Source organism: Cupriavidus sp. SHE (assembly GCF_000812445.1).
Classification (GTDB): domain Bacteria; phylum Pseudomonadota; class Gammaproteobacteria; order Burkholderiales; family Burkholderiaceae; genus Cupriavidus; species Cupriavidus metallidurans.
Genome location: NZ_JWMB01000023.1, coordinates 1 through 12,914, shown reverse-complemented (window position 1 = coordinate 12,914; position 12,914 = coordinate 1). Strand labels below are relative to the sequence as shown.

9 protein-coding genes are annotated in these 12,914 nt (G+C 62.5%); 4 read left to right on the top strand and 5 right to left on the bottom strand.

Translation table 11 applies throughout. The features are described 5' to 3' along the window. The 4 genes from RN01_RS12910 to RN01_RS12895 are packed head-to-tail and all read left to right on the top strand — an operon-like array spanning nucleotide 1 to nucleotide 6,347. The gene (locus RN01_RS12910; RefSeq protein WP_035836051.1) at nucleotides 1-1,530 is read left to right on the top strand and encodes a helix-turn-helix domain containing protein; all 1,530 of its coding nucleotides are present in this window, start codon (nucleotides 1-3) and stop codon (nucleotides 1,528-1,530) included. Further along, nucleotides 1,527-3,122, top strand: a complete 1,596-nt coding sequence (locus tag RN01_RS12905; RefSeq protein WP_017511013.1) for a hypothetical protein — start codon at nucleotides 1,527-1,529, stop codon at nucleotides 3,120-3,122. The genes RN01_RS12910 and RN01_RS12905 overlap by 4 nt, the downstream gene beginning before the upstream one ends. A gap of 58 nt (nucleotides 3,123-3,180) precedes the next feature. Further along, nucleotides 3,181-3,966, top strand: coding sequence for a hypothetical protein (locus RN01_RS12900; RefSeq protein ID WP_133258063.1), 786 nt, complete (start codon nucleotides 3,181-3,183; stop codon nucleotides 3,964-3,966). After that, on the top strand, nucleotides 3,963-6,347 hold the full coding sequence (locus RN01_RS12895) for a hypothetical protein (protein ID WP_017514359.1): 2,385 nt from the start codon (nucleotides 3,963-3,965) through the stop codon (nucleotides 6,345-6,347). The genes RN01_RS12900 and RN01_RS12895 overlap by 4 nt, the downstream gene beginning before the upstream one ends. A 265-nt stretch (nucleotides 6,348-6,612) precedes the next feature. Here RN01_RS12895 and RN01_RS12890 read toward each other — a convergent pair whose 3' ends face one another. The 5 genes from RN01_RS12890 to RN01_RS34605 all read right to left on the bottom strand — a co-directional run. Further along, a complete protein-coding gene (locus RN01_RS12890; RefSeq protein ID WP_017514360.1) occupies nucleotides 6,613-6,876 on the bottom strand; it encodes a hypothetical protein in 264 nt (87 codons plus the stop codon). Nucleotides 6,877-6,992: 116 nt separating this feature from the next. Next, complete coding sequence (locus RN01_RS12885) at nucleotides 6,993-7,370, bottom strand: BON domain-containing protein (protein WP_024570576.1); 378 nt, start codon at nucleotides 7,368-7,370, stop codon at nucleotides 6,993-6,995. A 402-nt stretch (nucleotides 7,371-7,772) separates the two neighbouring features. Further along, a complete protein-coding gene (gene fdhF, locus RN01_RS12880) occupies nucleotides 7,773-10,526 on the bottom strand; it encodes a formate dehydrogenase subunit alpha (protein ID WP_024570577.1) in 2,754 nt (917 codons plus the stop codon). Then, nucleotides 10,523-12,232 (bottom strand): NADH-ubiquinone oxidoreductase-F iron-sulfur binding region domain-containing protein, encoded by a 1,710-nt coding sequence (locus RN01_RS12875; protein ID WP_017514748.1) that lies wholly within the window; start codon nucleotides 12,230-12,232, stop codon nucleotides 10,523-10,525. Before RN01_RS12875 ends, fdhF begins: the two co-directional genes overlap by 4 nt. Nucleotides 12,233-12,679: 447 nt before the next feature. After that, a partial coding sequence (locus tag RN01_RS34605; protein WP_231582273.1) for a hypothetical protein occupies nucleotides 12,680-12,914 on the bottom strand: 235 nt, incomplete at its 5' end.

The window sequence follows — 12,914 nt, the reverse complement described above, 5'->3', positions numbered from 1 at the left end:
ATGGCCTCACAGAAGACCTTCGTGCCCCTGGGCCCACGCCCGGCGTTCGAGTCGGCCAGTAGCCTGGCGCGGGCGCTGCGCGCGCCGCTGGCACAGGCCGCCGGCGTGGGCCGCACGCAGGGCATGACGCGGCTGGCCTTCGGCACGGTGGACTGCCCCTTGCGCCTGCTGGCGGCCTTGTATGCCGGGCTGGTGGGATCCGGCGAGCAATTGCGTGACACGCGGACCTTGTTCGCCTTCTGCGCGATCGGGCTGGCGCGTCGGGAGCTGGACGCCTTCAACAGTCGGGTGCTGGATGGGGGCGGGCCGGTGCGGCACTGGCAGTTGCCCGCGTGGTTTGCCGGCGGTCTGGTGGCCCGCAAACTCTGCGGCACCTGCAGCGGCGAAGCGTGGCGCACGTTCGGGATCGAGGCCGATTTTTATCCGCACTATGCACCGGGTGTCACCGTGTGCTGGCAGCACGAGACAGCGTTACACTTGGCGACCGAAATGGGCCCCGGGTTTCTCGATCGCCGCCCACGTGACGCCTCGGCGTCCGAGATTGCCTTTGCCCGGTCCAGCTTCGTTGTGGCCCAGATGGACCCAAAGCAGGCCCGTGGCGTCTTTCGGGCCCGGATGGCGCAGGCCGGCTACTGCCGACCCGACGGTCGCTACCATGCGAGGCCATTGCGCCGCGACTTCGAGGCATTTGTCGCGCAGGCGGCGCTGCCACCGCCCTTGACGCGTTTGGCGACACTCCCCACGCGGTGCGCAAGGATATGCGCCTGGCTGGACGATGAGGAGCGACGCCTACACCCGTTGTACATCGTGCTCCTGGATGGCTTTCTGGCCGGGACGATGGCGGCCGGCCGATCGCCGGTCTGCCTGCGTGCGCCGGGCCACGCACGTGCGGGATGGGCGGTCAAGCAGGCCAGTGGTCCGGGGCCCTGTCCGGTCGACCGCCGCCGGCACTACGAGCGCGAGGAGATTCCCGCGTTGCTGGGGCGGGGCTGCACCTGCGCGGAGATTGCGACGCTGATCCGGACCAGCCAGGCCACGGTGCACCGCATTGTCCGGGAGCGGGGCTATCGCGGGCTGTGCGACGCGGGGTTCGCCGAACGGTTGCGCCAGCGGGCACGGGCGGCCTGGCTGAGCGTGCAATGGCGCTATCCGTGGATGTCGACGAATCAGCTGCAGCGCTACGAGCCCAATGCCTTGGCGTGGCTGCGCGCGCATGACGCGCAGTGGCTGGCCACCCAGCGGCCCGTGGCCTGGCCGGCCGGGCGGAGCCGCACGGTGGATCCCGGACCCAAGGGCCAGGGCCGTGCCGTAGCGGCACGGCTGCGCCAGGCGCTGGCGCATCTGCAAGCCGAGGTGCGCGCGGGCCTGCGGCGGCGGTGCACCCGGCGCGCGATTTGCCGGCTGATGGGCATCGACGAGTACGCGTTGGCGCGGATGACGCGATGGCCGGGGGTCCGTCGCCTGCTCGATGCCGCCGGTTGCACTGGTGTGCGTGACGTGCCCGATCACCCGCCGCGGAGATCGCCATGAGCAAGCATCTGCTCGGGACCTTGCTGCCCATCCAGCCGGAGGAGCTATGCAGCGCGTTTGCGGCGCGTGCCGCCAAAATCCTGCTCGCCTCGAGCCAGGTCGGACGGGCGCAGATTGCGACGCTGGCGCATTGTACCGATGCGCCGCTGTTCGGCACGGAACTCGAAGCGGTGTCCGCGATCTTGCAGGCACAGGCAAAGCCGCCCCTCCAACTGGCCTATCAGCATAGCTTTCTGCCCCTGGCGATGGCGTTCGAAGCGCCCCACGTCGGACAATTGTTGTTGCGCGATGCCCTCCTGGGGCCTGACCACCAGGCGGTCAAGCTATTGCGGGCCAGTCTGCATGCCTTCATCCTCAAGCCGGGCGTCTGCCGGTCGTGCCTGCGCGAACAGCTCCAGTCCCTGGGGATGGGCATCTGGCTGCGCCAAGGCATGCTGTTGGGGTGGGAGATGTGCCTGATCCATCAGGAGCCGATCCAGCGCTTGTGCCCCGACTGCGCGCGGACCGACCGCGCGCGCCGTCTGCCCCTTGCACCGTCTGCACGCTGTCTATGTGGCAAGTCTCTGCGCGTAGACCGACATGTGGCGGCCCGCGAGTCGGAGTGGCTAGAGGTGGCCAAGGATCTCCAGGCCGTCCTGGCCGCCGACCCGATGCGGGTCAACGGCCCGGCGCTGCAAAGCCTGATTTGTCAGCACGGGCGCAGCTTGGCGTCGTGTGACACCGCCCCGGGCCATTGCTCGTGCCACCGCGAGCCCGACGCAGATCTGGGGGCCGGCAACAGGCTGCACTTGCGGGGGGCGGGGGAGACGAGCCGCGCCCGCGTGGTCCATGGGCATGGCTTGTCGGGCAGCCCGCTTGTCAACATCATGGCGCTGCGCACCCTTTTCGGTTCGGCGAGAGCGGCGCTCGCCCTGCTGCCGGTCGCCGGCGCGGCGAGCGACCCGGGCAAGTTGCCCGCAGCCGCCTTGCAGCAGACGCTGACCCCGGACGCAGAGCGGCTGGCGCTGGATCAGGCCATGGCGCTGGCGCTCAAGGCGCGCGCCCCGCATCTGCGGCTTTCGGATCTCGAGCTCGCATGGCGCGACGAGCTGACGTACCTGACCCTGTTCGCGTCGCCGTGGCTGACGGCGAATTTCTCCAGTACGGAGCGCCGGCAGGCACGCTGGGAAGTCACCGACGCGCGTTACGCACAGCACGTACATGACAAGGCGGCGGCCCTGCATCGGGATTTGCATGCACCGCCCATCACCATGAAACTGCTGCTCGAAGGGGTCGTTCGCTACGCCACCTATACGACGCAACGGGCGCGTCTGCCGAAACTCGTCGCAGCCCTGGAGGCCGAGGCGGAATCCGGAGAGGCGTGGAAGCGTCGCCATCTGCTGATCAAGCTGACCGACCATCCCGCGCTGGCCACCGGTGCGTTGGATCTCTCGTCCAGCGAGATTGATGCATTGACCCCCACCCAGCTGGAGAGCAAGCTCATCTGGATTACGAGACGGATCCGCGAGGCCAATACCGAGCGTGGAGCCAGGAAGGGCGCCGCCACGCCATCCCAGAAATCGCCCGCGCGAGCTGGCCATGGCAGGCGATGACCAGCGGGACGGGTCGTGCGCCAAGGACCGGACCGGCGACGGGCCAAGTGGGGAGGACGTGCCGGCGCTGCGTTACCAGAACCTTGCCACGTACTGTGTGTGCGATCCCATTCTCGAGATGCCAGAACGCGACCGCTTCGGCGTGCTGACGGGCAGCGCCTACCAGCACGATCTGTTTGCCAAGGGCAAGCGTGTCGGTATTGGCCTGCAGGGCTTCAGTGTCGATCTGCGCGGCGGACAGCACTTCTATTTTCAGAGCGCGTCGCAGTGGCGCGCCGATTTCCATCTCAAGATGTGCCCGTATGTGTGCGAAATCCGCTGCAGTTATCCCCTGATCGACGTGGCGAGGTTGCAGCGTGAGGGGCGCCAATCGATCGTGTATGCCGACGATTACGCGGTCGTGCACCGCATGCTCAGCGTGGAACTCAAGACGAAGCCTGGTCACGTGCACCTGCACGGACTGTGCTACCACCGCCGCGAATGGCTGCGGGCGCGAGCGCTGCTACGCGACACCGACGTCACGCTCGAGTACTTCCATCCACAAGATCTGCCCAATATCGAAATCAAGAACGCCATGACCTGCTATCAGTGGCTGCATCGCAGTGACCTCAATACCCTGCGGCCCCATGCAGTGCAGTTCGCCGCGAGGTTGCGTGACGCGCGCAACCACCGCACCTTGGAGGAGACCCTTCAGCGGATCGCAACGGCGCTGCCGTGCTGTCTCGATGCCGCCTACGAGCTGCTTGCCGCGAGTCTTGCGCTGGGCCTTGTCCGCATCGACCCGCGCTACGAACTGGCGCCCCACCGGGCGTTGCATTTGGTCAGGGTGGAGGTGTCATCATGAAAACGCCCCTTTGCCCGATCGAACTCAATCGGCTGCTGCAATGGACAGACGGCAATGGCGAAGACAGACGCTATCGCTTGGTGGCGTTTGACGCGCGCCGCGGCCGACTGGCCTTTTCCCCGCTGGATGCGAAGGGTGCGACACGAGACGACAGCTTTCCGCTGGTCGCGTTTCCGGTCGACCAGATCGCGCGGGAAATGGCCTGCGGAAGGCTCGTCGAGATTCCCGAGACGGAGGAGGTGGCCTGCACGCGACGCCATGCCGCAAAACTGGCACCAGCCGATGTCGAACGTTGGGCAACGCGTCGCGCGATGATTGCGGCGCTGCTGGAGATCGGGCAGGCCGAGAGCCGGCGGATGGGCATCCCCGATACCAATGCCTTATTCTTTGAGCCCGCGCTATTCACCGCCACCGTGGCCTTCGTGAGCGATCGTTTCAGGCAGCGCCCAGCCCGGGTCAAGCGACTGGTTGTGCAGTGGCTCCGTCAGGGCGCGGACGACCTGGCGATCATACCCCGTACGGGACAGCGGAAGGCCAGCAAGTTGATTCCCAGGAACGACCGCTTAAAGCAGCGCCCGGGCCGACGATCGGCCTACGAGATCCTGCATCAATGCACGCTGGGCCGGTTCAACGAGTTCTGGCGAGCGCGAGTCATGGCCGCTATTGTGGTGGCGCGCGTCGAGTCTGACACATGGGGAAAAGCCTGGATCAGGCTGCGGCAATGCAAGCGATTTTATGCCGACATGCGCAGTCGCTTCAGTCACGTGCCGGGGCATCTCGACGACGCTGACCCACCGCGCATCGCCGCCATCCGGCTGCCCTCCGCAGACATCCTCAACCGGCACAAGCGCGCGATGCTGAAAGATCTTCGCGAGGAGATCTTCCCGCCCGCGACGCATTCACCGACGGGGGGCAACGCGACGGATCTGTGCAACGGGCGTCTCGTGATCTGGGACATGGACGCAACCGTGCTCGAGTTTATTGATATCGTCGTGGAGGCAGACGGAAAACGGATCGTTGTGGGGCCGCCCACGCTCATTCTCGTGGTCGAACGTCGCAGCAACTGCATCGTGGGGTGGTTCCTGACGGTCCGGCCGGAGAGTAGCCTGTGTTACTGCTATGCCCTCTATAACGCGTTGACCGATAAAGGGCCGAGGCTGCGCCAGCTTGGCTTTGAGGAGACACCGCAAGGCATTGTCTCTGGCGATTGCGACGGAGCGTTCATCGACCGCGGGCCCGGACGCGGCCATCAGTTCGTCAGGATGACTGCAGATGAACTGGACATTGATTTGACGTGGGGCAGAACGAGGGTCCCGGAGGACAAGGGGGATGTGGAGGAGGCCGGCGGACTGGTCAAGCGGCGGGTGCGTGACGAGGAGACTGACCTTGAAAACACCTGGTTGATTCAACAGACGCGAGCGGCAGTGAAAGCGAAGACGGCGATGTTCCCGACCGGTGTCATTACGACGGAGCGACTCATCGCCAATCGCACGGAAAGACGGCACGGAAAGGCGCCCGACAGAATCGAAGCGACCCTGCGTGGCTGTGAGCGCATGGTCGTGGACGCCATCGCGCAGATCAACGCCGCGTGGAAGTCGGACCGGTCGGGCTTGACATTGGGCATGCAGGTGCGGCGGGTTCCGAATACACGGGTTGGTATTCACACCGCCATGCAGGAGGCGAGGCGAGGCAACGCCCGTGCGCCCAGGAGCGAGACCTCGCTGCTGTGGGCCACACTGCCGAAGCACTATCACTGCAAGCTGCGTCGCGGCGTGATACGCAAGGACAATGTCGTCTATGGTGGCAATCGCGAAGACGACTGTGGGTGCGAGGCGGCCGCCGCGCTCGCCGAGTACGCCAAGCAATGGCAACTGGAGCATCCGAATGACCTACAATCGCCAACGGTGGCGCCGATCCTGATTCCGCCCTATGGGAATTGTGCGTTGTGGGTGCGTGGCGAGGAGGTCGTGGTGATACCTGCGCGTGGACAGGCCAGGGAATGCTATGGCGAGGACGTCGATCTGGAGATCATCGAATTCCTGAACCTCGATTTCAACAGCGAGAAACGGGCGTACGAAATCAAGGGCGATCCAAAGCCACCTGTCATGGCTGGCCGGACGGCACAGGAGGCCAGTAAACGGATCTTGGCAGCCGTTGGTAGTCCCCCGACGGCGGGGGCGGCTACCGTCAAGATGGCGGCGCGCCGGCATGCCCAGCACGCAGAGGATGTATCGCACTTCAACGAGGTTGCGGGAAAGGTTGGGTTGCCCACCGACGCACCGGCCGAGAAAGCCGCTAGGCCGGGCTCGGCGGACACCGAGATGGAGCTAAAGGACGCCGTGATTCGGCCCCGCGTGATCAAGGATGTGATCGATGGATGAGCGGTGAGGGCAGGCCGTGCAGAATTTAGGAAAGGAGACAAGTGCCAGTTTTGCTTGACATTCGTAGCTGGTAGATTTGCCCCCGCGTCTCCGGGCACGAGCGCGCACCTAGGTAGATCAGGTCATCGTGCGCCTGACTTTTGCGGGGGAACGGTAGACCATCAAGGCTGGGAAGCGGGCGCCTACCGATGATTCTGTCATCAGTGATGATGTCGGTAGGAAGCCACTCTTGCCGACCCCAGTTTGCGAAATTCCGCAAGCCGGCTCAAAAGAGGGGATCATAATTGTCCTCCTCGTCCAATCTTCGTGATTCATCAATCACGGTTGCGACGTTTGGCTCCGAAATCGAGCAGGCCATTCCGCGAATGCGCATGAAGATGTCGTCGCGACCGTACCATGCGCCACGAACAGCAATGCATGCGCTGTTGAAGTCTTCCTCTGTACCGCCGAGGGCCTTTGCGTTGCCCAGCCAGCGCGCCTTGCAGCGCAACTGATGTGCAGTTGCGCGTTGACGCAACTTGGGTTCCATAGGCAGTAGGCCGTCTGAGGTAGGGAATTCCGGCGCACCCAAATACGACTCAAACCAATAGAAGTATGCGCAGGCGCGCATCCAGTCGGCAGCGGCAGACCTATCGGACCCGAACGTTACTGATGACATTGCCGACGCCCGAGGCCGGACCACGCGGCGCCTGCCGCAACGCGGCGTGACTGTACCCGCCAAGTTACGACGCCAGACGGGGCCTCAACGGAGATACGATGGGCCTCCCGCTCGGCCCGCGGACGCAAGGCGGCTTCGACCTGTTCCACCACTCTCGTTTCTGAAACCTTCGGAACGACGCACTTTACTCTGCTGACGCGTTCGGCGGGGCTTTCAGCCGCAAGCTTCTCCACATACTTCTCGACGTTTCCTGACAAGCTGACGATTCCCTGATTAACTTCCACGCCGATGCTTGGGGCGCTGACACGATGCTCCCACTCTAACTCGTCGCTCACGAGCTTCTTGAACTCAGTGTCCGCTCTCATTGCTTGCTCCTTTGGTGTGGTCGACCGCTTCATCCAATATAAGAACGGTACGACCTAGCTCTTTGATGTGGCACAAGCTCGGCCGGCGAGGTCATCTTGACACGGTGACTTTAAAGACGGTGGATCTCGTAGCATCTTGCCCAAGAAATCCCGCCGTCCCTGGTACCCTTGCCTGGGGTTGATGGGTTCCCTGCCACATGGTGATAGACAGCAGCGCAGCATGGGCTGACGGTGCGAGTGCAGCGACACGGCATACTGCCGCAGATTTGCAATTCCCTACGGGTCGGCTGACGCGTGCAATCAGCACAGGCGGCCTAGACCCATCAGCGGGTGTTTGTATGCTTATGAGTTCATCCACGAGCCGTCAGCGAACGTCAAGAACGCTAGAAGCTCGCGGTTCGCTCACGTAGCATTGGCACGTTCAGCTCGGACCGCACAAAACTTGAACTCCGGAATCTTGCCAATGGGGTCAAGTGCCGGATTCGTAAGCAGGTTTGCGGCCGCTTCCGCATAGCAGAATGGCATGAAGATCATGTTCTCCGGTACGTCCCTGTCGGCGCGAACCTTGACTTCGATGGTGCCCCGGCGCGTCCACAGGCGGGCGAACTCGCCAGGCTGCAGTCTCAGGCGGCGCATATCATCTGGCGAGATCAGGGCGACGGCTTCAGGCTCGATGCCATCGAGCACGTTCGAACGGCGAGTCATCGAACCTGTATGCCAATGCTCAAGAATGCGACCTGTGGATAGCACCATGGGGTACTCGGCGTCCGGGATTTCATCTGGTGGCCGGATGTGGGCTGGGACGATTCTTGCCCGGCCGTTAGCTGTCGGGAAACCGCCAGTGAAAATGATGTCGTTTCCCGGCACTGCCAGTCCCTCTACCGGGTACGTCACTGCACCCTCGCGCTCAAGGCGTTCCCACGTGATGTTTTTCAACGAGGGCATTACCTGCGCCATTTCCGAGAATACGTCGGCAGGTCCACGATATTTCCACTCGCACCCCATGCGCTTCGCAATCTCCTGAATGATCCAGAGATCCTGGCGCGCATCGCCCGGCGGCTCGAGGACCTGGCGCGCCAGTTGAACGCGGCGGTCCGTACTGGTAAAGCTGCCAACCTTTTCGGCAAACGCGGAGGCCGGCAGGATCACGTCTGCATGAAACGCAGTCTCGGTCACAAACAGGTCCTGCACCACAAGGAACTGGAGCATTGCGAGGGCCTGCCGTGCGTGCTGCAGATCCGGATCTGACATCGCCGGATTTTCTCCCTCGATGTACATTCCGGTGATCGTGCCCGCATGAATCGCGCCCATGATTTCCACCACGGTCAACCCTGGCTTGGGATCGATCTCCTGGTGCCAGACATGCTCGAACGGTGCTCGCAGATCCGCCCGTCCAACGGACTGGTAGTCTGGCAGGAACAGCGGGATCAGCCCCGCATCGGATGCGCCCTGAACATTGTTCTGTCCCCGCAGCGGATGCAGCCCTGTTCCCGGTCGCCCAATCTGACCAGTGACCAGCGCCAGTGCGATCAGACATCGTGCATTGTCCGTGCCGTGCACGTGTTGGCTGATGCCCATTCCCCAGAAGATGATGGAAGCCTTCGCCCTGGCGTAGAGCCGCGCCACTTCTCGCAGTGACTCGGCCGGAACGCCGCAAATCGGTTCCATTTTCTCCGGCGAGAACGCAAGCATCCGTTCTTTCAGCTCTTCATAGCCTTCAGTGTGGTCGGCAATGTACCGGTCATCGGTCAGGCCCTCCGTGATGATCGTGTAAAGCATTGCATTAAGCAGCGCCACATCGCTCCCCGGCTTGAACGCCAGGTGCATATGTGCATGCCGCGACAGGCTTTGCCGTCTCGGGTCAATGACGATCAGTTTGGCGCCCCGTCGTACGGCGTTGATGATGAACGTCGCCGCAACCGGGTGGTTCACCGTTGGGTTGGCGCCGATAACGATAATGACTTCCGCGTCGAGCGCCGCTTCGAACGGCGCAGACACTGCGCCGGAGTTCAATCCTTCCATCAACGCTGCGACCGACGACGCATGACACAGTCGCGTGCAGTGATCGACGTTGTTTGATCCGAAGCCGGTGCGTACCAGCTTCTGGAACAGGTAGGCCTCTTCGTTGGAACCTTTCGCCGATCCGAAACCGGCCAGTGCCTTGGCGCCTTGCGTATCGCGAATATTGGCGAGGCCACGCGCGGCAACGTCGAGCGCTTCGTCCCACGTCGCTTCGCGGAAGTGGGTATGCGGGTTGGCGGGGTCGACCTGATCGGTCCAGTCTTTTCTCGCGTTCGGCAAGCGGATCAGCGGCGTCGTCAGCCGATGTGGATGATGGATATAGTCGAATCCGAAGCGGCCCTTCACGCATAGCCGATTGTGGTTGGCCGGGCCGTCCTTGCCTTCGGCATATAGGATCCTGTTGCCCTTCACCTGGTACGTCACCTGACAGCCAACGCCGCAGAAAGGGCACAAGGAATCGACGTGCCTGTCCGGGTAATTGACGCGCGTCTGATGCTCGTCCAGCAGGGCGGAGGGCATCAATGCACCGGTAGGGCAGGCCTGGACGCATTCGCCACAGGCGACACAGGTGGACTCGCCCATGGGGTCGTCGAAGTCGAAAGCGACCTTTGCTCCACTACTTCTGTAAGCCATGCCGATGACATCGTTTGCCTGAACTTCGCGGCAGCCGCGTACGCACAAGCCGCATTGGATGCAAGCATCAAGATTGACGCGCATGGCGGGGTGACTGGCATCGCCTTCCCAGCGTTTCGATCCCGGAAACCGGCTCGTGCCAACGCCCATCTTGTCCGCCCATTGCCACAACTTCGAGTCCGGATCGTGCGACGTGACGCGCGCAGGCTGATCGGCGAGCAGCAGTTCCATCACCATATTCCGGGCAGACACCGCACGCGTGCTTGCGGACTTCACTTTCATGCCAACCGCGGGGGCACGCATGCAGGAAGCAGCCAGAACGCGCTCGCCCTCAATCTCGACCATACAGACGCGACAGTTGCCGTCCGCACGATAATTAGGCTCCTGCGAGTAACACAAATGCGGGATTTCAGTGCCAAGTCGATTGGCGACCTGCCAGATCGTTTCACCGGGCGCCGCTTCAACCATCTTCCCGTCGAGCTCAAACTGGATGGCCTTCATGGCGCGCGCTCCCGGGCCGGAAACAACTCAGGGAAATAATTGATGATGCTCGTTAGTGGATTCGAGGCCGCTTGCCCCAATCCACAAATGGATGCGTCCCGCATCGCCTGGCTCAGTTCGCCCAGTAACTCCTGATTCCAGACGTCTTCGGACATGAGTAGTGCCGCTTTCTGCGTACCTGCCCGGCAAGGGGTGCACTGGCCACAGCTCTCGTCTTTGAAGAACCGCATGAGATTGAGCGCGGCTTGCTTGATGTCGTCGTGCTCGGAGAGAACGATTACCGCCGCAGAGCCGATGAAGCATCCGTACTTCTCCAGCGTGCCGAAATCGAGCGGAATATCGTCCATGGATGAGGGCAGGATGCCGCCGGAGGCTCCGCCGGGAAGATAGGCCCGCAAGGTGTGCCCGTCCGCCATGCCGCCGCAACATTCATCGATCAGTTCGCGAATGGTGAGGCCGGCGGGGGCCAGTTTGACCCCGGGATTCTTCACGCGTCCGGATACTGAATAGCTGCGCAGCCCATGGCGCTCATTGCGACCGTGGGCTTTCCACCAGTCGGCACCTTTTTCAACAATGTCGCGTATCCAGAACAGGGTCTCGACGTTGTTGATAAGCGTGGGGCGGCCAAAGAGGCCAACCTGGTAGGGGTATGGGGGCTTGTGGCGCGGATATCCCCGCCTGCCTTCAATGCTTTCCAGAAGCGATGATTCTTCACCGCAGACGTAGGCGCCCGCACCGCGTCGAAGATGCAGCACCGGACCACCGGGTGGGAGTTTGTCGATTTCACACGCGAGGATTTCACGCACCGCCGGATACTCGTCCCGGATGTAGATGTACACCTCGGTTGCCTCGACAGCATGGGCACCGATTAGTGTGCCCTCAATGAAACGGTGAGGATCACGTTCCAGGTAGTAGCGATCCTTGAAGGTACCGGGTTCGCTCTCGTCGCCGTTGATCACCATGTGGCGCGGGCCCTGGACGCTCAGAACCGAACGCCATTTCCGGCCGGCAGGAAAGCCCGCGCCGCCCAGGCCGCGCAAACTCGAATCGTCGAGCACTTTCAACAGGTCTTCCGTCGCAAGCGCACCCGAACGCAGCCGGCTCAGCAGTTGGTATCCGCCTGCTGATACATACTCCTTGTACTCAACATACGTTGGCAAGCGGACGTGCGCGTCATTGCGTCTGGCGGTTTCCATCACGTCATGAACGTTCGCGTGATCGACGAAATTGTGGCCGACTTCTGCCATGGGAGCCGTGTCGCATCGACCGACACATGGTGCGCGAACGATGCGAATGCCGGGTCCAGATGCGACGAGCAGTTCCGCCAGCAACTTCTCCGCTCCAAACATTGCGCAGGTAAGCGAGTCGCAAACGCGAATAGTCAGTGGGGGAATCGCCGGGTCACCTTCCTTGACGACGTCGAAGTGCGCGTAGAAGGTGGCTGTTTCGAACACCTCGGAGAACGCCAGCTTCATCTCGTCTGCCAACGCCGCCAGGTGAGCGGCCGAGATCTGCTTGTACGTGTCCTGAATCAGATGCAGATGCTCGATAAGCAGATCCCGTCGCCGCGACTTTTCGCCAAGCAATAGCGCAATGTCGAGGGCCGCCTTTGGATCGATCGCTCGACCTTTCGGCGTTGCCCTGGCTTTGCGTCCTCCGGCGCCGGGATGGTCAAAGATCCTGATCGTTTGCTCGTGCTGACTCATGTTTCATGTCCCCGAACGTGTACATGCACTGCAAGGCACCTCAGCAAGGTGGCCGCGGGGGTTCGGCGTCGTCGACGAGCATTCATGCGCGCTACTCGCAGGGTGACAACCCTTGGTATTCAGTGACCGCCAGGATACAAATGCGCTGCAATCAGGCGCACCTACATTTCATTCCGGCGATAAGCAGCCACGGAGAGACATCGTGAATGTGTACTCTTGCACCGAAGTGGAGAGATAACAAGTGGCCGCCACGAATGATGATGCAGAAGTACCGCCATACACCCATGGCGAGACACCAGACCTCTAGCCTGCGGCACGCGGCCGGATTGCGTTCATTCCAACATATCGCGGCTCTCCCTATTGGCCTCCATTGCTCGAACTTCTGAAGTTGGCGGACAAGAGAGGTAGCGAAAGACCGCATTACGTACCTCCCGCGTGCTTCGCGGATCAAGAGAGCTGAGCGTAGGCAATTGTCGGCACTTGCAGGAGGAGGGGCTCTATGCCGCCAGTATTCCAGCGTCTCGCGCAGCATGTGCTATCAGGCGGTGGTTTGTGCGGCCGTTTCCGCTTGGCTACCGGATTGTGCTGCGGATTTCGGTGAAGGTGATCAGCGGTTTCGGCGAACGTGATCAGGGAAGGAAGGTGGTACTGCGCGGTCAGGAGATTGTAGCGTAGGTGATCA